Below are 21,547 nucleotides of genomic sequence, written 5' to 3' on the forward strand. Positions count from 1 at the left end.
CGATGATGAATTCCCCCCATATGGATTTCAGCCTGGCGCCCCGGGCCAAGGGTCCGGCCTCGTGGATCGAAACCGTGCTGGTCAGTGCGCTGGCCCTTGGCCTTGGCCTGTGGCTGACGCCTGATGACCCGCTGCAATTGCGCGGCGATTTTCCCTGGCCGTTGCTCGCGCCGCTGCTGATCGGTGTGCGCTATGGCTTTGTGCGCGGGCTGGTCAGCGCGTGTTTGGTGGTGATGACGTTTTTTGTCCTGCGCCAACAAGGCTGGCCGGTATACGCCGACATTTCGCCGTCATTCATTGTCGGCATTCTGGTGTGCACGATGGTAGTGGGCGAGGTGCGCGACTTGTGGGACCGGCGCCTGCAACGCTTGCAAATGGCCAACAATTACCGGCAATACCGGCTCGACGAGTTCACTCGCCATCATCAGGTGCTGCGCGTGTCCCATGACCGTCTGGAACAGCGCGTGGCGGGTAGCGATCAAAGCCTGCGCAGTTCGCTGCTGGGCCTGCGTGAACGCCTGCGCAGCTTGCAAGGCACGCACGACCCGTTGACGGCCATGGCCGAGCCGATCCTGGCAATCGCGGGGCAGTACGGTTCGTTGCGCGTGGCGGGCCTGTATCGGGTTGACGCGCAACGTTTGGTCATCGACCAGCCGCTGGCGACCCTGGGGGTGATGGGGCACTTGCCGATCCATGACCCGTTGATCACGTTATGCCTGGCGCGCAACGAGTTGGTCAGCGTGCGCAGCAACCTCACCGATAACGGTGAGCAGAGTGAGTTCTCCTCGTTGCAGGTGTGTGTGCCGCTGATGGACACCGAAGGTCGGCTGCTGGCTATTTTGGCGGTGCGCCAAATGCCGTTCTTTGCGTTTCAGGAGCGCACGCTCAGCCTGTTGGCGCTTTTGGCAGGGCACATTGCCGATTTGTTGAGCAGTGATGCGCACAGCTTGAAACTGCCCGATGCCGATGCGCAGCATTTCGCGCAGCAACTCAAACGTTCCTTGATCGATGTGCAACAGCATGACCTGTCGGCCTGTTTGTACTTTTTCGAATGGAGCGAACCCAATCCTGAACTGCTCGGGCTGTTCGAGCGTAGCCAGCGCGGGCTTGACCTGCAATTGAGCGTGCGTAATCAGCGCGATCACGAGGGGTTGCTGGTGTTGCTGCCGTTGACCAGCAGCGACGGTGCGCAAGGCTATCTGAGCCGCCTGGGTACGTTGGTGCATGAACACTTTGGTCAAGAGCACACCCTGCACAGTCTGGGCGTGCGCGTGTTGCCGTACACCCTGACGCCTGTCAGCGAGCGTGGCGGTTTGCGTAATTTCCTGTTCAACGAGTGTGGTCTGAATGATCAGCAAATGGCTATTTAGCCTTGGCGTAATACTGGAGGCCAGCGGCTGGTCCAGCCTGTGGCTTGACTTGCCGGCGGGGCAGGCGTTTGCGTTGTATACGCTGGTGCACGCAACGGCCAGCGGTCTGCTGTGTGCCGGGGTGTGGATGCTGTTACCGGCGCGCTATCGCAGCCCATTGCCCTGGAGCCCGTTGTTTCTGTTTTCACTGGTGTTTTTTATCCCGGTGATCGGGGCGCTGGGCGTCGCCTGTGTGATATTCCCGGCGCTGTACTTGCCGCGCCCGCGTGATCAGCAAGCGTGGCAGGCGTTGGGTATCCCGAAGCTGCCGTTTCGCTCGCAGCCGCTGCATTCGCCGATTTTTCGCGACGGCGGGCTACAGGATGTCCTGCGCCATGCACCGGACCCGGACCTGCGGCTGTCCGCCTTGCTGACCACGCGGCGGATGCCGGGTAAAGAGGCCATTCCAATGCTCAAATTGGCGCTGGCCGATCCCAGCGATGATGTGCGCTTGTTGGCGTACTCGATGCTCGACAAGCAGGAAAACGACATCAACCAGCGGATTCAGGCCGACCTCAAACAGTTAGCTGGCGCCAAACCTCCAGCGACTGGCGCCTTGCACGCCACGCTGGCGCGCTGGTATTGGGAACTGGCGTATCTGGGGCTGGCGCAGGGCAGTGTGCTGGAGCACGTATTGCGCCAAGCCTGCGAGCATGCCGAACAAGGCTTGCGCGAAGGTGAGGGGGGCGAGTTGCACCTGCTGGCGGGGCGTATCGCGCTGGAAATGGACTTGCTGACCCCTGCGCAGGCCCACCTGGATGCGGCTGAGAAAGCAGGCATCGATGCCACCTTGTTGATTCCTTTTCACGCCGAAATTGCTTTCAGGGCCGGGCACTACCACCAAATACCCCCGCTGCTGGCCGCGTTGCCCGCCGACGTGTTGCGTCGTCCCCCGTTTGCCGATTTGGCCAGGTGCTGGTTATGAACCCCTCTCAAAACGAAACGCCAGTGGCGGATGTCTGCTTGCTGCTTGAAGGCACTTGGCCGTATGTGCGCGGCGGGGTCTCAAGCTGGATTCATCAGATGTTGTTGGGTTTGCCCGACGTGACCTTTTCAGTGCTGTTCATCGGTGGGCAGCGCACGGCGTACAGCCGCCGCAATTACGACATTCCGCCCAACGTGGTGTACATCAAAGAAGTTTTTCTGGAAGAGGCGTGGCAAGGCCGCCCTGCGGGTAAAACTGACCACCAGGACATCGCCCCCGAGCTGGCCAATCTGTACCGGTTTTTACATCATCCCGACCCACCCACTGTCGCCCAAGGTGAGCAATTGCTCGATGCGTTGGCGCAAGACCGTCTGAGCCTGGCTGACGTGCTGCGCAGTCGCGCCAGTTGGGAGACCTTGAGCGCGGGTTATCTCAAGCACTGTGGCGACCCTTCGTTCGTGAACTACTTCTGGACCCTGCGCTCGATGCAGTCACCGTTGTTGATGCTGGCTGAAGCCGCACGCGACATGCCGCGCGCCAAGGTGTTGCACGCTATCTCAACCGGCTACGCGGGGCTGGTGGGCTGCATCCTCAAGCAACGCTGGGGGTGCCGTTATTTGCTCAGCGAGCACGGCATTTACACCAAGGAACGCAAGATCGATCTGGCGCAGGCCAGCTGGATCGCCGAAAGCAGCGAGCAGGCGCTCAATGGCAGCCTGGAAGCGGGTACCGGCTATATGCGTACGTTGTGGATTCGTTTTTTCGAACGCATCGGTCGGTTGGTGTATGACCATGCCGACAACATCATCGCGCTGTATGACGGCAACCGTCAGCGCCAGATCAAAGACGGGGCGCAAGCCGTGCGCACGCAGGTGATCCCCAACGGCATCGACCTGCCCAAGTGGACCGCCGCGCTGCAAGCCCGCCCAGAAGGGATGCTGCCGGTGGTGGGGTTAATCGGCCGTGTGGTGCCGATCAAAGACGTGAAAACCTTTATCCGCGCCATGCGCGGCGTAGTCAGCGCGATGCCTGATGTACAGGGCTGGATCGTCGGTCCCGAAGAAGAAGACCCGACCTACGTCAGTGAGTGCCGCAGCCTGGTGGCCAGCTTGGGGCTGGAAGACAACGTTCTTTTTCTGGGTTTTCAAAGCATTCAAAACATCCTGCCGCAGTTGGGGCTGATGGTGCTGACCTCGATCAGTGAAGCGCAACCGCTGGTGATCCTGGAAGCATGGGCAGCAGGCATTCCGGTGATTTCCAGCGACGTGGGGTCGTGCCGTGAGCTGATCGAAGGCGGTGTGGCTGAGGACCGCGATCTGGGGCTGGGTGGGGAAGTGGTGGCGATTGCCGATCCGCAGGCTACCTCGCAGGCCATTCTGGGCCTGTTGCGCAGCCCCGGGCGTTGGCAGGCGGCGCAGGCCAGCGGCTTGCAGCGGGTGCATCGCTATTACGGAGAAAACCTGATGTTCGAACGTTATCGCGCGCTGTATCGCGCAGCTATGGAGGCGGTGTAAATGGCCGGTATCGGTTTTGAACTGCGCAAAATACTGTCGCGCGACTCCTACACCGCGACCTTGCACGCCTATGTCTACGCCGGGTTGATCAGCTCCGGGCCGTGGGTGCTGTCGATTGTCAGCGTGATGTTGGTGGGGGTGTTGAGCCTGGGGTTGCTCATGCCCGAGATGCTGGTCAGGCAATTTCTGATTACCGTGACCTACCTGATGGCCACCTCATTGATTCTCACGGGCGGCTTGCAGCTGTTTTTCACCCGGTTCGTGTCGGATCGCCTATTTGAACGCAAGTTTTCACGCATCCTGCCCAATCTGGTCGGGGTGCTTCTGCTGGTGACGGTGAGCGCGGGCCTGCTCGGCACGCTGTTGCTGTGGGTGCTGTTTGACGAGCCGTTGATCTATCGCCTGCTGGTGCTCGCCAACTTCGTAACGCTCTGCAATTTGTGGCTGGTGATCATCTTTTTGTCCGGGATGAAGGCCTACAACCGCATCTTGCTGGTGATGCTGGTGGGCTATTCGCTGATGGTGCTGAGTGCGTACCTGCTGAGCTTCATGGGCATCAACGGTTTGCTGTTGGCGCTGTTGATTGGCCACGGCTCACTGTTGTTTTTGTACCTGTACGACATCTTGCGCGAGTACCGCGCCGACACGCTGGTGGCCTTCGACTTTCTGGACCGGCGCCACGTGTTCCCTAGCCTGTTGCTGACCGGACTTTGCTACAACCTGGGGATCTGGATCGACAAGTTCATCTTCTGGTTTAACCCGGCGACGTCCAGCGCGGTGATTGGGCCGATGCGCTCTTCGGTGCTTTACGATTTGCCGATTTTTCTTGCGTACCTGGCGATCATTCCCGGCATGGCGGTATTTCTGGTGCGTATCGAAACCGATTTTGCACAGTGGTACGACCGCTTGTTCCGGGCCATCCGCGAAGGTGAAACCTTGCAACACATCGGCCAGATAAAAGCCGAAATGACCCTGTCGATTCAGCAGGGCCTGTTGGAAATCTGCAAGGTGCAAGGCTTGACGGCCGTGTTGCTGTTTTTGTTTGCACCGCAGTTGCTGGGATGGCTGGGGATTTCCAGTTATTACCTGCCGCTGTTCTACATTGATCTGGTGGGGGTGAGCATTCAGGTGGTGTTCATGGCGTTGCTCAACGTGTTCTTTTACCTCGACAAACGCGCCATTGTGCTCAAGTTGTGCGTGATGTTCGTGTTGCTCAACGGCGCCTTGACCCTACTCAGCCTGTATTTGGGTCCAAGCTTCTTTGGCTACGGGTTTACGTTGTCGTTGCTGGCCTGTGTGCTGGTGGCCCTGCATCAATTGTCCTCGGCACTGGATGACCTGGAGTACCACACGTTCATGCACAGCCATTAAGCACGCATTGCTCGGGTCAAGCCGTCATTCGCGCCCGGTGAGGGTTGAGCGATAGAACGTAAACCGGTCTTTGCCGGCGTGTTTAGAGGCGTACAACGCTTTATCCGCTTTGGCCAGTGCCTGGTTCAGGCTGTCCTGATCATCCACTCTGGCCAGGCCGATGCTGACAGTCACAGGGTGGGCTGCCGGGTCATTGCGCACCTGGCTGCACAGCGTCGCCATCAGGCGTTCGACGTCGGCGCGTCGAACGCCTGACACGTACACGGCAAACTCTTCGCCCCCCAGGCGCGCAAATTCATAACCGTTCATCACCGCCTTGATGCTGGCCGCCGTGCGCTTGAGTACTTCATCGCCGATGTCATGCCCGTACAGGTCATTCACCCGTTTGAAATTGTCGATGTCGATCATTGCCAGGTAGTGGTCGTGCATGCGCGGGCTTTGCGCCAACACGCTGGTGGCGCGGGACATGAATGAGCGGCGATTGGGGATCTCGGTCAATGTGTCGATGTACGCCTGGGTCAGCAACAATTTGGACATGGTGTAGTTGTACAGTTTGACCCTGCGCAGCTTGAAGAAGCTGTAGATGGTCAGGCAACTGAGAAAGGCGAAATAACACAGGATCAAACTGCCGCGCAGGTCAAACAGTTGCACTCCGGTCATCAAGAACGGGTTAAGAACCACCCAGGTCACCCCGACCACCGCCAGAAACCCCCAGCGGCTCAACGGCAAGACCGAAGCGTTATAGAGAATGCTTGAGGTGGCAAGGATCAGCCAGATGGGCTGTGTGTCGGCGGGCAGGCCGAAAATGATCAAGCGAATGCCCAGGGTAATCACCAGCACGAAGATCAGGTTCAACACGTCAAAATGGCGGGCCTTGCGGATAAAACCCAGAGCAATGGTCAGCCCCGCCATCGCGCTGACAAACACGACCGATAACACCGTGAAGCCTTGACCGCCCTTGAAGCTGACGATCAGGTCAAACAGCAGCCAGATGACAATGCTGGCGGCGTAGGTCAGACGGCAAAAGTTGCGCAGTTTTTCAAAGTCGTGCTGGGCAAACTCAGCTTGAACGGCAGGCGGGGCGGCGTATTTTGAGATTTCATGGTCAATGGTTTTGAGCATTGCAAGCCTTGATCACGGTCGGCGAAGTGGGCACTCAGCAGTCGTGAATCCGGGACATCAATGGCAGCAAAACAACGTCCGCGGGCACGTATGGGTAACCCTAGCAGGACTTTGACGGTTAACAGGCCGGATCATTCAAGGGGTCTGCCTCCTAGGTGAGCATCTGCTCAATTGGCCTGTGACAAGACCTCGCCAATGCTGCGCCGCCGGGCATAGTGCTCGCTGGTGCGAATCAGCTCTTCGAGGTCTTCAGGGGTGACGTCGATAAAAGCGTCCATCTTGGCCAGTGCATGTTGCAAGTCCTCAGCGGTAATGCCGGGGTCGCCGGGTGCGGTGGGGGCAACCACGGCGGCGGGGGCCGGTTCGGTGTGTTTTTTGGGATAGCGCACACGGGTCAGGTTGTTGTAGGCCAAAGCGGCCAGCAGCATGCACAGCGCACTGAGCATGACGGGGGCCAGTAATTCCCAGCCAAGGCGCGCACTGTCCGGGTCTGCCAGCACCACCAGCAAGGCCAGCGCCCCGGCGGGCGGGTGCAGGCAACGCAACAGGCACATGATGATCAATGCGGCTCCGACGGCCAGGCAGGCACTGGCCAGGTCACGTCCCAAAAAGTGAACCACCAGTAATGACACCACGGTGGCGCACAGATAACCGCCCAGGATTGACCACGGCTGCGCCAAAGCGCCGGAGGACACGGCGAACAATAAAATCGCCGAAGCGCCGAGTGGGCCGATCAAATGCATGGCAACGGGCAGGCCGAAAAACACGCTGCACAGCCATACGCTGAACAAAGTGCCAAGGGACACCCCAATCGCGGCACGGCTCCACTCAATCGGTCGGGTGTTTGTGGCCGCGGGCAATAGGCGGCGGATCCAGCGGGTTTGCATGGTGGCGAAGGTCCGGTTTTGGTCAGGCTGAGGCCAAAAAAAGGCTTGGCGGGGTAACCGGCAAGCCCTTGAAATGTTCCTTCATGGGGGAGGAACCGGTGCAGTCTGCCTACAGCGTATTAATTCCGCAAATTCATAATAATGATGGTTAACTTCATTATTAATGAGCTTTGTGCTGCGGGCCGCCGAGGTCGTGGCAGTGTTTAGCCACTGCTTACAGGGGGTAACGGTTTTGTGACCACCAATTTGCCCAGTATCCGTTCATGGGCATCATTGCTCAGTAATTGCTGCTCGAGGAGGTTGCGCCAATCAGCGCTGCTGCTCAGCGGGCTTTTGAGTACCAGCAGTGCATCGCGAAGTCTGACCAGCCTGCTCAACTCGGGGACGCAGTTCATGTCCCGGTTGTGTGGGGGTGATTGCCTGACGCTGGCAGTGGGTGCAAGCAGCAGCGGGCTTTGCTCTGGCGGGTCCTGGTCGTTAGCAATTACGGCATGACTCATCACGTTGTACTCCATCTATGAAGGTGGGTGGGCGGGGGGCGAGCGCATCCTCGAAAACCATTTAACGGTCGCACACCGCACGTGGGCGCCATCAAAACAACAGTTCTGGGGTGATGTGTTTTGCGAGTTGACTGACAGGTGAGTGGTAACAGGTTGTGTGTGGCAGAGGTCGGCAGCGCGTGCTCGATACAAGTGGTGACACAAGCGCTGTTTACTCGGGTCGGGATATTGGATTGGTGGGAGCGATTGTAAGGCCGGGGGCAGGGGACATGTTGTCAGGCAGTGAGTAGCTGACGGTAAGATTTACGGAGAAACTCGTAAGATTTTTCAAACGGCGGGGAGGAAGTTTTGCCCCAGAAACGCTTACGATTTTTTAGCTAAGGGTTTACGGGAGTCGATGTAAAAGTCTTACAGCGAAAGACACCGATATAACCCCACGCTGCCTTTAAACGCTTGAGGTGCAATTGATTGAGCGACCTGCCTTAGTCATCGAACCCCGCCTGTTCATGTATCTCGTCGACTTTGAGTTCCAGCCGGTAAGCCACTGCAATGAACAGCGCCTGACACAGGCACAACGTGGCACTGAGCGAGCGGAACGCGAAAGAACTGCCTTCATTGACCAGCAACACACTGTTGGCGCGTTTGGCCAGTGGCGACAGGTTGCTGTCCGTGATGATCAGGGTTTTGGCTTGATGCAACTGCGCAATGCGTAGGCAGTGCTGGGTTTCTTTGCCATAGGGCGTAAAGCTGATAGCGATCACCAGGTCATTGGCGCGCACGCTGCGCATTTGTTCGCGGTAGCTGCCACCCAGGCCGGAGATCAGATGGATGCGCTTGTTGGTGTGCTGCAAGTTGTACACCAGGTAATCCGCCACGGCGAATGAGCGGCGCACGCCCACAACGTAGATGTTGTCTGCGTTGACCACCAGATCCACGGCCTTTTCGAACGACTGATCGTCGAGCTCCAGGCCCAGGCGTTCGATGCCAGACAGCGTGGCGTTGATACATTCACGGGCCAGATCACCGCCGCTGGCTTTCTGCGATTTGTTGGCAATCATGCTGCGAATGCGTTGCTGGTAGTTCTGAACCGGGGTGGCCTTGTGCGTATAGGCCTCGCGGAACAGCGCCTGCATTTCGCTGAACCCACTGAAACCGAAACGCTGCGAGAAGCGCACGATGGCTGAAGGGTGTACTTCGCATTCGCGAGCAATATCGCTGATACGGTCGACCATGATGCGGTCGCTCTGTTGGCTCATGTAGCTGGCAATGCGCTTGAGCTGACGGGGCAGGCTCTCGTATTGCTCAGTAATGAGGTGCAGCAGGCGCTCGGCATTCACCGGCGGGCTGGTCAATTCGCTCTCTGACACTTGCTCGACGGACGCCGGCTGATCGGTGGAGGGCATAGAGGAATCCTTATAGAGGGCGCTGGGTTGTATCGGGCAGCCTGTTGGTTGCGCAGTTTACAGGGTCGGTGCACATAAAATCCTGACCAGCGACTCAAACCGCGAAGCGCTGAATCGATGCACGCGTGAAAAAAAACAAGGCAGGAGCAATCTGGAACAAAAATTCTACATTAAAATTATATGGAATAAATATTGTTTATTGCGCGGCGACGTTTTAGTCTTCGATTCACGAAGAGCGCTCGGGCCGTGTGAGGTGATGAGCGCAGGCTGATAAAAATAACAGGAGCCACCATGGGACAGACTCGTTTTGCCACAGGGCGTGATTTGGATCTGATCTGCCTTGGACGCCTGGGCGTCGACCTCTACGCGCAACAAGTCGGAGCGCGGCTCGAAGACGTCAGCAGTTTTGCCAAGTACCTAGGTGGCTCTTCAGCCAATATTGCTTTTGGCACGGCGCGCCTGGGGTTGCGTTCAGCGATGTTGAGCCGGGTGGGTGACGACCACATGGGGCGCTTCCTGCTTGAATCATTGACCCGCGAGGGCTGTGACGTCAGCGCCGTCAAAGTCGATGCGCAACGCCTCACGGCCCTGGTGCTGCTGGGCCTAAAAGACCGCGAAACCTTCCCCCTGGTGTTCTACCGTGAGAACTGTGCCGACATGGCCTTGCGCGCAGATGACATTGACCCCGCCTTTATAGGCGCCAGCAAAGCGTTGCTGATTACCGGCACCCATTTTTCTACTGAAGGCGTGTATCAGGCCAGTCTCAAGGCGCTCGAATACGCCGAGCAACACAACGTCCGGCGTGTCCTCGACATCGACTATCGCCCGGTGCTGTGGGGCTTGGCCGGCAAGGCGGATGGCGAAACCCGTTTTGTCGCGAATGAGACTGTCAGCGCCCATGTACAGTCGATTCTGCCGCGCTTTGACTTGATCGTCGGCACCGAAGAAGAGTTTCTGATTGCAGGTGGCGGTACAGACTTGCTGGCGGCCCTGCGTAAAGTACGTTCGCTGACGGCAGCGGCGCTGGTGGTCAAGTTGGGGCCGCAAGGTTGCACGGTGATTCACGGCCCGATCCCGGCCCGTCTGGAAGACGGCGCCATTCACCCCGGCGTACGTGTCGACGTGCTCAATGTGCTGGGGGCAGGCGATGCTTTCATGTCGGGCTTCCTGAGTGGCTGGCTGGAAGATGCCACCGACGAGCGCTGCTGCCAGCTTGCCAATGCCTGCGGTGCGCTGGTGGTATCGCGCCATGCGTGCGCCCCCGCCATGCCGACCCGCGCCGAACTCGATTACCTGTTTAATAGCCCGGTGCCCATTACCCGGCCAGACCAAGACCAAGCCTTGCAGCGTTTGCATCAAGTCAGCGTGCCGCGCAAACAGTGGCAACAGCTGTTTGTGTTCGCGTTCGACCATCGCTGGCAGTTGCTGGAAATGGCGCAGCAATATGGCCGGGATCACGCCAGCATTTGCGCGTTGAAGCAGTTGTTCATCAACGCCGTGGAGCAGGTTGAAACCGACGTGCGCCAACGAGGCATCGACGCCGATGTCGGCTTGCTGGCTGACCAGCGTTTCGGTCAGGACTCGCTCAATGCGGCCACCGGTCGAGGCTGGTGGATCGCGCGCCCGGTTGAAGTGCAAGGCTCCAGGCCGTTGGCGTTTGAGCACGGGCGCTCGATTGGCAGCAACCTGATTGCCTGGCCGCAAGAACACATCATCAAATGCCTGGTGCAATTCCATCCCGACGATGAGCCAATGCTGCGACTGGAGCAGGAGGCACAAATCAAAGGGCTGTATCAGGCGTCATTGGCCAGCGGTCACGAACTGCTGCTGGAAATCATCCCGCCCAAAGACCACCCCTCGACCTTCCCCGATGTGATGTACCGCGCCATCAAGCGCTTGTACAACCTGGGGATCTACCCGGCGTGGTGGAAAATCGAGGCGCAAACCCCTGCGGTCTGGCAACAACTCGATGCGCTGATTCAAGCGCGAGATCCGTATTGCCGTGGCGTGCTGCTGCTGGGGTTGAATGCTCCGGCGGCGGCGCTGGCTGAAGGGTTTCGCCAAGCTCGCAACAGCACCACCTGCCGGGGCTTTGCCGTGGGACGCACGATTTTTCAGGAGCCCGGTCGCGCCTGGCTGGCCGGTGAAATCGACGATGCGACGCTGATTGAGCACGTGCAGCGCACCTTTGTGCAGTTGATTGACGCCTGGCAAGCCGCTCGCCGCTGAGCCTGTGCCGCAAGGCCCGCTCGCGCTGGCGGGCGGTCACTGCCAGGGACTTACTTACACAACAATAATAGGTGCAGCCATGCCCGCTATCCGTATTGGCATCAACCCGATTTCCTGGAGTAACGATGACTTGCCGTCGCTGGGCGGCGAGACCCCATTGAGCACCGCCCTCAGTGAGGGTAAGCAAATCGGTTACGAAGGCTTTGAACTCAACGGCAAGTTCCCCAAAGACGCCAAGGGCGTGGCCGACGTGCTGCGCCCCTATGATTTGGCGCTGGTGTCGGGCTGGTACTCCAGCCGTCTGGCACAACGTTCGGCCGCGCAAGAAATCGACGCCATTGCCAGCCATGTGCAACTGCTGGCGCAAAACGGTGCCACGGTGCTGGTGTATGGCGAGGTCGCCGACTCGATTCAGGGCCAGCGCATTCCCTTGATCGAGCGCCCGCGTTTTCACACCGAACAGGCCTGGCAGGCATACGCCGACAAGCTCAACGAATTGGCGCGCTTCACCCTGTCGCAGGGCATTCGTCTGGCGTATCACCATCACATGGGCGCTTACGTTGAATCCCCGTCCGATATCGACACCTTGATGCGTCTGACCGACCCTGAAGTCGGCCTGCTATTCGACGCGGGCCACTGCTACATGGGCGGCGGCGAACCGGTGGAGGTACTGCGCAAGCACATCGACCGTGTTTGCCATGTGCACTTCAAAGACGTGCGCAAACCGGTGGTGCAACTGGCGCGCAACCACCTGTGGAGCTTCCCGGACTGCATCATCAACGGCACTTTTACGGTGCCGGGCGATGGCGACATTGATTTTGCCGAGCTGCTGGACGTGTTGCTGGCGGCCGATTACCACGGCTGGCTGGTGGTTGAAGCCGAGCAGGACCCGGCCGTCGCACCGAGTTTTGCCTATGCGCAAAAAGGCTATCAAACCTTGCGCGCGTTGCTGGACGCGAGGGTGAGTTCATGAGTTTGCTGATCAAAAGCCAGGCTGCTGGTCAAACGGTGGTGCAACTGCCGCCGGGTGCATTGCAATACGTGGGGTTCAGCGCTTACCGGCTGAAGGCAGGTGAAACCTTGCCGGTGGCGGCCGGGGACCAGGAGCTGTGCCTGGTGCTGCTCAGCGGTCGGGCCAGTATCGGTGGCGAAGCACCGGAGCAGGGCGCTTTCAACTGGCCCGACATTGGCGATCGCCTGTCGGTGTTCGACGATAAGTCCCCGTTTGCCGTGTATTTACCGCCCGGCAGTCAAGCCAGCGTGCAGGCCCTGAGCGACGTGCAAATCGCGGTGTGCGCAGCCCCTGGCTCGGCCAGTGCAGGCCTCGGCCCGCGACTGATCAGCCCCCAGAGCATGAAGCGCAGCGTGCGTGGTAAAGGCGCCAATACCCGTTATGTGTGCGACATCCTGCCGGACACCGAGCCGGCGCACTCGCTGCTGGTGGTCGAGGTGCGCACCCCGTCGGGGCATTCATCCAGCTATCCGCCGCACAAGCACGACACTGACGACCTGCCACACCAAAGCTTTCTCGAAGAAACCTATTACCACCAGATCAACCCGGCGCAAGGCTTTGTGTTCCAGCGGGTGTACACCGACGATCGCAGCCTTGACCAGGCAATGGCGGTGGAAAACAGCGACCTGGTGGTCGTGCCCAAGGGCTATCACCCGGTGAGCGTGCCTTACGGTTACGAGTCCTATTACTTAAACGTGATGGCAGGTCCCAAGCGGGTCTGGCAATTTCACAACGACCCGCAGCACAGCTGGCTGATGGATCTTTGACCTTTTGGGAGCACAACAACAATGAGCACGACCCCGATTATTGGCCATTACCTTGACGGCCACGTTCAAGACGCAGGCAGCGAGCGTTTGCGCGAGGTGTTCAACCCGGCCACCGGCAGCGTGCAAGCGCACGTGGCGCTGGCCAGCCAGCAAACCGTGGATGCCGCCGTGGCCAGCGCACTCAAGGCATTTCCGGCCTGGGCCGAGCAGTCGTCGCTGCGGCGTGCGCGGGTCATGTTCAAATTCAAGCAACTGCTGGACGAACATCACGACGCGTTGGCGCAGATCATTTGCCGCGAACACGGCAAGGTGTTTTCCGATGCCAAGGGCGAAGTGACCCGTGGTATTGAAATCGTTGAGTACGCGTGCGGTGCGCCGACGCTGCTCAAAACGGATTTCAGCGACAACATTGGCGGCGGTATCGACAATTGGAACCTGCGCCAGCCATTGGGTGTATGCGCAGGCGTCACGCCCTTCAACTTCCCGGTGATGGTGCCGCTGTGGATGATTCCGCTGGCACTGGTCACGGGTAATTGCTTCATTCTCAAACCGTCCGAGCGAGACCCGTCTGCCAGCCTGTTGATGGCGCGCCTGTTGACCGAGGCGGGTTTGCCCGATGGCGTGTTCAATGTGGTGCAAGGCGATAAAAGCGCGGTCGACGCGCTGTTACAGCACCCGGACATCGAAGCCATTTCCTTTGTAGGTTCGACCCCGATTGCCGAGTACATCTACCAGCAAGGCACCGCACGCGGCAAACGGGTTCAGGCACTGGGCGGGGCCAAAAACCACATGATCGTGATGCCCGATGCCGACCTCGATCAGGCCGCCGACGCGCTGATGGGCGCCGCCTACGGTTCTGCCGGGGAACGCTGCATGGCGATATCAGTTGCCGTGGCCGTGGGCGAGGTGGCTGATCAACTGATCGAGAAGCTGCTGCCGCGCATTGACCGGCTCAAAGTGGGCAACGGCCTGCACCCCGAGAGTGAAATGGGGCCGTTGGTAACGGCCGAACACAAAGCCAAGGTCATTGGCTTTATCGATCAGGGCGTAGCACAGGGCGCACACCTGATCGTGGATGGGCGCGGGCTTGAAGTACCGGGCGCCGAGCGAGGTTTTTTTGTGGGAGCCACGCTGTTTGACCGGGTCACCCCGGCAATGAGCATCTACCAGCAGGAAATATTCGGCCCAGTGCTGGGGATCGTCCGGGTGCCTGACTTTGCCAGCGCGGTGGCACTGATCAATGCCCACGAATTTGGCAATGGCGTGTCCTGTTTCACCCGTGATGGCGGTGTGGCCCGGGCGTTTGCACGCACGATCAAGGTCGGGATGGTGGGGATTAACGTACCGATTCCGGTGCCGATGGCCTGGCACTCATTTGGTGGCTGGAAGCGCTCACTGTTTGGCGACCACCATGCCTACGGCGAAGAGGGCATCCGCTTTTACAGCCGTTACAAAAGCGTGATGCAGCGCTGGCCGGACAGCATCGCCAAAGGCGCCGAGTTCAGCATGCCCACCGCCAAATAATTCCAGACACAGCGCGTGTAGCGGCTGTGCATGTTCAAGGGTGCAGACATGAGTACGACACGACTGACCATGGCCCAGGCTCTGGTGAAATTTCTCGACAACCAATACGTGGAGGTCGATGGGGTCCAGAGCAAATTTGTGGCTGGGGTGTTTACGATTTTTGGTCACGGCAATGTGCTGGGGCTGGGCCAGGCGCTGGAACAGGACAGCGGTGATCTGCAGGTGCATCAGGGCCGTAACGAACAAGGCATGGCTCACGCCGCCATCGGGTTTGCCAAGCAACACCTGCGGCGCAAGATTTACGCCTGCACCGCCTCCGTCGGACCGGGGGCGGCCAACCTGATCACCGCGGCTGCCACGGCCACCGCTAACCGGATTCCGCTGCTATTGCTGCCGGGCGATGTGTACGCCAGCCGTCAGCCTGACCCGGTGTTGCAACAGATCGAGCAGTTCCACGACCTGAGCATCAGCACCAACGATGCGTTCAAGGCGGTGAGTAAGTACTGGGACCGGATCAACCGCCCCGAGCAATTGATGAGCGCCGCGATTCACGCCATGCGCGTATTGACCGACCCTGCCGAAACCGGCGCCGTGACCTTGGCTTTGCCCCAAGACGTGCAGGCTGAGGCTTACGATTACCCCGATTACTTCTTGCAAAAACGCGTGCACCGCATCGACCGGCGTTTGCCGACACCCGCGATGCTGGGAGATGCGCAGGCACTGATACAGCGCAAGCGCACGCCGTTGATCATCTGCGGCGGCGGGGTCAAATACGCGGGCGCCAACGCGGCCTTGCAGGCGTTTGCTGAACGTTTTGCTATCCCGTTCGCCGAAACCCAGGCCGGCAAGAGTGCCATCGTCTCGGCGCACCCGCTGAACATGGGCGGCGTGGGGGAGACCGGTTGTCTGGCGGCCAACCTGCTGGCGCCCCAGGCGGACCTGATCATTGGCATCGGCACCCGTTACACCGATTTCACCACGTCATCCAAGTCGCTGTTCCAACACCCCGATGTGGAGTTTCTCAACCTCAACGTCAGCCCCTGCGACGCGCTCAAGCTCGATGGCGTGCAACTGATTGCCGATGCGCTGGCGGGGCTTGAAGCATTGGGCCAGGCGCTGTCCGCGAGCGACTATCGGTCTGGCTGGGGCGACGCGCCGCAACAGGCCAAGGCGCAATTGCAGGCCGAAGTCGACCGGGTGTATCAGGTCGACTATCAGCAACCGGACTTCACCCCTGAAATCAGTGACCACATGGACCCGGCCGTGCTGCGCGAGTTTATCGAGCTGACCGGTTCCTGCCTGACCCAGAGCCAGGTGCTGGGGGTGCTCAACCGCACGCTGGCAGACGACGCAATTATTGTGGCGGCCGCTGGCAGCTTGCCCGGTGACTTGCAGCGGGCATGGCGCAGCAAAGGGGTGAATACCTATCACGTGGAATATGGCTACTCGTGCATGGGCTATGAAGTGAACGCGGCGCTGGGGGTCAAGCTGGCCGAGCCTAAGCGCGAGGTGTACGCCTTTGTCGGCGATGGCTCTTACATGATGCTGCACTCCGAGTTGGCAACGTCGATTCAGGAACGGCAAAAAATCAACGTGGTGCTGCTCGATAACATGGCCTTCGGCTGTATCAACAACCTGCAAATGGGTAACGGCATGGACAGCTTCGGCACCGAGTTCCGGTTCCGTAACCCCAAAACCGGCAAGCTCGATGGCGCCCTGGTGCCCGTGGACTTCGCCATGAGCGCGGCCGCGTATGGCTGCAAGACCTACAAGGTCAGCACCCTTGAACAGCTGGATGCGGCGCTGGCCGATGCGCGCTTGCAGACGGTATCGACGCTGATCGACATCAAAGTGCTGCCCAAAACCATGATCCACGGCTATCTGTCGTGGTGGCGCGTGGGCGTGGCGCAAGTGTCAACCAGCGCCCGTACGGCCCTGGCCGCTGAGCACCTCAACCGTCAGCTCGCCAACGCGCGGCAGTATTGATTGCAACGCGCGCTCATCCATCCAACAGGAGTCTGCACATGTCGTTGAACACCCAAGCGTTGAAGTTAGGCGTCATTGGTACGGGCGCAATCGGTCGCGATCACATTCGCCGTTGCAGCCAGACCTTGCTCAATAGCCAGGTAGTTGCGGTCACGGATATCAACCTGCAACAGGCCGCCGACGTGGTGGCTGAACTGGGGCTGACCGCCGAGGTGTACCCGGATGGTCACGCCCTGATCAATGCCCCCGAAGTGGACGCGGTGTTAGTGACGTCCTGGGGGCCGAGTCACGAAGAGTTTGTGCTGGCGGCGATCAAGGCCGGCAAGCCGGTGTTTTGCGAAAAACCCTTGGCGGTCACCGCAGCAGGTTGCCGCAACATCGTCGACGCTGAAATCGCGCAGGGCAGACGTCTGGTGCAAGTGGGCTTCATGCGCCCGTACGACGCCGGTTATCTGGCACTCAAAGCCGTGATCGACAGCGGGCAGATTGGCGAACCGCTGATGCTGCACTGCGCGCACCGCAACCCGCGCGTGGGTGAACACTACAAAACCGACATGGCCATCACGGACACGCTGATCCATGAACTGGATGTGTTGCGCTGGCTGCTCGACGACGACTTTGTGTCGGTGCAAGTGGTCTTCCCGCGTAAAACCAGCAAAGCCCTGGCCCATTTGCGCGACCCGCAAATCGTGTTGCTTGAAACCGCCAAAGGCACGCGCATTGATGTGGAAGTGTTCGTCAATTGCCAGTACGGCTACGACATTCAATGCGAAGTGGTGGGCGAGACCGGGATCGCCAAATTGCCGGAGCCTTCGCAGGTGCAATTGCGCAGCGGCGCCAAGCTGTCGAATGCGATTTTGATGGACTGGAAAGACCGCTTTATCGCGGCCTACGACGTCGAGTTGCAAGCCTTTATTGATGGCGTGCGCGCAGGCCGGGTGGGTGGGCCGTCGGCCTGGGACGGCTTTGCGGCTGCCGTTGCAGCGGATGCGTGCATTGAAGCGCAGGGCAGCGGGGCGATTGTGAACGTTGAACTGGCGCCACGCCCGCATTTTTACGGCTAACAAACCCTCTCCCGCAGGCGCTGGTGCAGGTTGCGCCAGCGCCTGCGGGTGGCATGTACCGTTTTTTAAGGAGAGGTTGCCATGCGCATAGGGCTTGTCGGTTTTGGCCACGGTGGCCGTTTTTTTCATGCCCCTTTGATCGCCAGCGTGGCGGGTGTGACGTTTGCTGGCGTGGTCACGCGTTCAGCCGAGCGACGCCAACGGCTGGCCCGCGATTACCCAGGCGTCAAGGCGTTCGACACACTGGCGCAGTTGGTCGAGGCGGGGGTTGATCTGTTAGTCATTTCCACGCCGTTGCAAGGGCGTCCCGAGCTGGTCATGCAAGCCATCGAGCTGGGTATCGCGGTGGTCAGTGACAAGCCTTTTGCCGCCGACACGCGGCACGCTAAACCGATGGTAGATGCCGCCCAGCGTCAGGGTGTGCTGTTGAGCGTGTATCAAAACCGGCGCTGGGACTCGGACTTTCTCACGGTGCGCAAATTACTTGAGGCGGGTGCATTGGGCGTCGTCACACGCTTTGAGTCGTTCATCGAGCGCTTTTCTCCAGAGTCGGTGGGCAATGCCAGTGGCGGGGGGTTGCTGCGCGATCTGGGCAGTCACCAAGTTGATCAGGCGCTGCAATTGTTTGGCCCGGTGACCTCGGTGTATGCCGAGCTGGCATACAGTCCTGAGCATCCAGAGGTCGATCACAGCTTTTTTATGGCGTTGACCCATGACAATGGCGTGATCTCCCACCTTGGCGCCAGTGTGCTGCAAAACAGTCCGCGCCCGCGTTTTCGCGTCAGTGGCTCTTTGGGTAGTTATAGCGTTGAAGGGCTGGATGGTCAGGAGGCTGCGGTGCTCGCCGGGCGCACCCCCAAAACCGAAGGCGAACGCTGGGGCGCCGAAGAGCATCGACGCTGGGGGTGGTTCGAGCACGGTGATGAACGCGAGCGCGTGCCCACCGAGCACGGTGGCTGGCAGCGCTTTTACCAACTCATGATCGACGCCGTGCAAGGCTCGGGCCGGGTGCCGGTTGCGCCGCAACAGGTGTTGCAGGCTTTGCGTGTGCTGGACGCGGCGCGAACCAGCGCACACACCTGCGAAGTGATCACGTTGGGCGCGGAAGAAAAATAGAAATGTTGTGTTTTAAAATTCTAAAACAGGTTGATATGGAAATTATTTTCCAATAGAGTCGATTTCAGTGAATCGACACCAAGTACCGCATCTATAAAACCAACAAGAATGTGGAGACTGCCGCAATGAAACACAGCCTACGTATCGCTTCCCTCGCCCTGTCCGTGATGTTCGCCAGCGGCGCTGCCCTGGCGGACATCAAGATCGGCGTGAGCATGTCGCAGTTTGATGACACCTACCTCACGTACTTGCGTGAGTCGATGAACGAAAAAGCCAAAACCTACCCCGAAAGCGTGCAGTTGCAGTTTGAAGACGCGCGCGCTGATGTGGTCAAGCAACTGAGCCAGGTTGAAAGCTTCATCGGTCAAAAGGTCGATGCCATTGTGGTTAACCCGGTCGACACCGCTGCCACCAAACGCATCACCGAGGCGGCCGTTAAAGCCGGTATCCCGCTGGTATACGTCAACCGTCGCCCGGACGATCAGAACTTGCCCCAGGGCGTTGCCACTGTCGCCTCCGATGATTTTGAAGCCGGAAGAATGCAGATGCAGTACCTGGCCGACAAGCTGGGCGGTAAGGGCAATATCGTGATTCTGCTCGGGGATCTGGCCAATAACTCCACCACCAACCGCACCAAAGGTGTGAAAGAAGTACTGGCCAAGTACCCGGATATCAAAGTCGATCAGGAGCAAACCGGTATCTGGTTGCGCGACAAGGCCATGACCCTGACCAATGACTGGATCACCCAGGGCCGTCAGTTTGACGCGGTGGTTTCCAACAACGACGAAATGGCCATCGGTGCCGCCATGGCACTCAAACAGGCGGGCGTCGCGAAAGGCAGTGTGCTGATCGCGGGCGTCGATGGCACACCGGACGGCGTACGCGCCGTGGAGAAGGGCGAGCTGGTGCTGTCGGTGTTTCAGGACGCTAAAGGGCAAGCCTACGGCTCAGTCGACACGGCGATGAAAATGATCAACAAAGAACCGGTAGAACAAGCCGTCTGGGTGCCGTTCCAGCTCATCACCCGAGACAACGCCAAAGACTTCAAGTAGTCGGCCACTCACCCATAACAACAATAAGTGGCGAGGCATGCGCCTTGCCCACTGTCTCGGCCACTGACCGGGGCATCTGAGGAGTACTGGCTATGCTCGCGTCAGCGACTGTATCAAGCACCCTGGCTGTAACACCTGCTCCCACCGCCTTTACGGCCGCTGCGCCGTATCTGTTGGAAGTGGTCAATGTCAGCAAGGGGTTTCCCGGTGTCATTGCACTGGATGACGTGCAACTGCGCGTGCGTCCAGGCTCCGTGCTGGCGCTGATGGGTGAAAACGGCGCGGGTAAATCCACGCTGATGAAAATCATCGCAGGCATTTATCAGCCTGATGCGGGCGAGTTAAGGTTGCGCGGTAAGCCTGTGACGTTCAGCGGTCCGCTGGCCGCGTTGCAAGCCGGCATTGCAATGATCCATCAGGAACTCAACCTGATGCCGCACATGAACATTGCTGAGAACATCTGGATCGGTCGCGAGCAGCTCAATGGCCTGCGCATGATTGACCACAAGCAAATGTTCCACTGCACCGCGCAATTGCTCGAACGCTTGCGCATCAACCTCGACCCGCAAGAGCTGGTCGGCAACCTGAGCATCGCCGAACGTCAGATGGTCGAGATTGCCAAGGCGGTGTCGTACAACTCAGACATCCTGATCATGGACGAGCCGACGTCTGCGATTACCGACAAAGAAGTCACGCACCTGTTTTCGATCATTGCCGACCTCAAGGCGCAGGGCAAAGGCATCATTTACATCACCCACAAAATGAACGAGGTGTTTGCCATCGCTGATGAGGTCGCGGTGTTTCGGGACGGCGCCTACATCGGCCTGCAACGCGCCGACAGCATGGACAGCGACAGCTTGATTTCGATGATGGTCGGCCGTGAGCTGACCCAGTTGTTTCCGGTGCGTGAAAACCCGGTGGGCGAGTTGCTGCTGTCGGTGCGTGATTTGCGTCTGGACGGTGTGTTCAAAGGCGTGTCATTCGACTTGCATGCGGGTGAGATCCTGGGCATCGCCGGGCTTATGGGGTCGGGGCGCACCAATGTGGCTGAAACGCTTTTTGGCATCACCCCCAGTGATGGCGGTGACATTCAACTCGACGGTCAGCCAGTGCGGGTCTCCAGCCCCCAAATGGCGATTGAAAAGGGCTTTGCGCTGCTGACTGAAGACCGCAAGTTGACCGGACTGTTCCCGTGCCTGTCGGTGCTGGAGAACATGGAAATGGCGATCCTGCCGCACTACGTCGGCAAGGGCTTCATCCAGCAGAAAGCCCTGCGTGCCCTGTGCGAAGACATGTGCAAAAAGCTACGGGTCAAAACCCCTTCACTCGAACAATGCATCGACACGCTCTCGGGCGGCAACCAGCAAAAAGCCCTGCTTGCGCGGTGGCTGATGACCCACCCGCGTTTGCTGATTCTCGATGAGCCGACCCGGGGTATCGACGTCGGCGCCAAGGTCGAGATTTACCGGCTGATCTCCTTTCTCGCCAGCGAAGGCATGGCCGTGATCATGATTTCCTCGGAGCTGCCTGAGGTGCTGGGCATGAGTGACCGGGTCATGGTCATGCATGAAGGTGAGCAGATGGGCACGTTGGACCGCAGCGAGGCGACTCAGGAGCGGGTGATGCAACTGGCGTCGGGCATTGGCGCAATTCATTAACCATTTCG

17 protein-coding genes are annotated in these 21,547 nt (G+C 59.3%); 13 read left to right on the forward strand and 4 right to left on the reverse strand.

All coding sequences use genetic code 11. The features are described 5' to 3' along the window. Positions 1-5 precede the first annotated feature (5 nt). The 4 genes from TU86_RS16710 to pelG are packed head-to-tail and all read left to right on the forward strand — an operon-like array spanning position 6 to position 5,219. On the forward strand, positions 6-1,370 hold the full coding sequence (locus tag TU86_RS16710) for a PelD GGDEF domain-containing protein (protein ID WP_048365546.1): 1,365 nt from the start codon (positions 6-8) through the stop codon (positions 1,368-1,370). Beyond that, entirely contained in the window at positions 1,348-2,334 is a 987-nt protein-coding gene (locus TU86_RS16715; protein WP_048365432.1) for a transporter, read from the forward strand. The genes TU86_RS16710 and TU86_RS16715 overlap by 23 nt, the downstream gene beginning before the upstream one ends. Beyond that, positions 2,331-3,848 carry a GT4 family glycosyltransferase PelF gene (gene pelF, locus TU86_RS16720; protein WP_048365433.1) on the forward strand — a complete coding sequence of 506 codons (1,518 nt, stop codon included), beginning with the start codon at positions 2,331-2,333 and terminating at the stop codon, positions 3,846-3,848. The genes TU86_RS16715 and pelF overlap by 4 nt, the downstream gene beginning before the upstream one ends. Then, the gene (gene pelG / locus TU86_RS16725; protein ID WP_048365434.1) at positions 3,849-5,219 is read left to right on the forward strand and encodes an exopolysaccharide Pel transporter PelG; all 1,371 of its coding nucleotides are present in this window, start codon (positions 3,849-3,851) and stop codon (positions 5,217-5,219) included. Between the two features lie 24 nt (positions 5,220-5,243). On the opposite strand, the gene TU86_RS16730 is transcribed toward pelG, so the two are convergent. From TU86_RS16730 to TU86_RS16745, 4 genes are all read right to left on the reverse strand, one after another. After that, positions 5,244-6,341 (reverse strand): GGDEF domain-containing protein, encoded by a 1,098-nt coding sequence (locus tag TU86_RS16730; RefSeq protein WP_048365435.1) that lies wholly within the window; start codon positions 6,339-6,341, stop codon positions 5,244-5,246. Positions 6,342-6,508: 167 nt separating this feature from the next. Next, on the reverse strand, positions 6,509-7,228 hold the full coding sequence (locus tag TU86_RS16735; protein ID WP_048365436.1) for an HPP family protein: 720 nt from the start codon (positions 7,226-7,228) through the stop codon (positions 6,509-6,511). Between the two features lie 203 nt (positions 7,229-7,431). Beyond that, on the reverse strand, positions 7,432-7,728 hold the full coding sequence (locus TU86_RS16740) for a type VI secretion system contractile sheath small subunit (RefSeq protein WP_053076044.1): 297 nt from the start codon (positions 7,726-7,728) through the stop codon (positions 7,432-7,434). A gap of 482 nt (positions 7,729-8,210) precedes the next feature. Further along, a complete protein-coding gene (locus TU86_RS16745) occupies positions 8,211-9,131 on the reverse strand; it encodes a MurR/RpiR family transcriptional regulator (RefSeq protein ID WP_048365437.1) in 921 nt (306 codons plus the stop codon). A gap of 291 nt (positions 9,132-9,422) precedes the next feature. Between TU86_RS16745 and TU86_RS16750 the strand changes: the two genes are divergently transcribed. The 9 genes from TU86_RS16750 (at position 9,423) to TU86_RS16790 (ending at position 21,539) form a co-directional block, all read left to right on the forward strand. Further along, positions 9,423-11,360: a bifunctional 5-dehydro-2-deoxygluconokinase/5-dehydro-2-deoxyphosphogluconate aldolase gene (locus TU86_RS16750; protein WP_048365438.1), complete on the forward strand. Its 1,938-nt coding sequence runs from the start codon at positions 9,423-9,425 to the stop codon at positions 11,358-11,360. A 79-nt stretch (positions 11,361-11,439) separates the two neighbouring features. Continuing rightward, positions 11,440-12,333: a myo-inosose-2 dehydratase gene (iolE, locus tag TU86_RS16755; protein ID WP_048365439.1), complete on the forward strand. Its 894-nt coding sequence runs from the start codon at positions 11,440-11,442 to the stop codon at positions 12,331-12,333. After that, the gene (gene iolB, locus TU86_RS16760; RefSeq protein WP_048365440.1) at positions 12,330-13,139 is read left to right on the forward strand and encodes a 5-deoxy-glucuronate isomerase; all 810 of its coding nucleotides are present in this window, start codon (positions 12,330-12,332) and stop codon (positions 13,137-13,139) included. The genes iolE and iolB overlap by 4 nt, the downstream gene beginning before the upstream one ends. Positions 13,140-13,160: 21 nt before the next feature. Beyond that, a complete protein-coding gene (locus TU86_RS16765; RefSeq protein WP_048365441.1) occupies positions 13,161-14,663 on the forward strand; it encodes a CoA-acylating methylmalonate-semialdehyde dehydrogenase in 1,503 nt (500 codons plus the stop codon). 48 nt (positions 14,664-14,711) lie between these two features. Continuing rightward, positions 14,712-16,649, forward strand: coding sequence for a 3D-(3,5/4)-trihydroxycyclohexane-1,2-dione acylhydrolase (decyclizing) (gene iolD / locus TU86_RS16770; RefSeq protein WP_048365442.1), 1,938 nt, complete (start codon positions 14,712-14,714; stop codon positions 16,647-16,649). 38 nt (positions 16,650-16,687) lie between these two features. After that, positions 16,688-17,713 (forward strand): bifunctional inositol 2-dehydrogenase/D-chiro-inositol 1-dehydrogenase, encoded by a 1,026-nt coding sequence (gene iolG, locus TU86_RS16775; protein WP_048365443.1) that lies wholly within the window; start codon positions 16,688-16,690, stop codon positions 17,711-17,713. Positions 17,714-17,794: 81 nt separating this feature from the next. Next, complete coding sequence (locus TU86_RS16780) at positions 17,795-18,829, forward strand: Gfo/Idh/MocA family protein (RefSeq protein ID WP_048365444.1); 1,035 nt, start codon at positions 17,795-17,797, stop codon at positions 18,827-18,829. Positions 18,830-18,954: 125 nt separating this feature from the next. After that, on the forward strand, positions 18,955-19,881 hold the full coding sequence (locus TU86_RS16785; RefSeq protein ID WP_048365445.1) for a sugar ABC transporter substrate-binding protein: 927 nt from the start codon (positions 18,955-18,957) through the stop codon (positions 19,879-19,881). 92 nt (positions 19,882-19,973) lie between these two features. After that, positions 19,974-21,539 (forward strand): sugar ABC transporter ATP-binding protein, encoded by a 1,566-nt coding sequence (locus TU86_RS16790; protein WP_048365446.1) that lies wholly within the window; start codon positions 19,974-19,976, stop codon positions 21,537-21,539. Positions 21,540-21,547: the final 8 nt, after the last annotated feature.

Origin of the sequence: Pseudomonas weihenstephanensis (genome assembly GCF_001043055.1) — a bacterium.
In the GTDB taxonomy this organism is placed as follows: Bacteria; Pseudomonadota; Gammaproteobacteria; order Pseudomonadales; family Pseudomonadaceae; genus Aquipseudomonas; species Aquipseudomonas weihenstephanensis.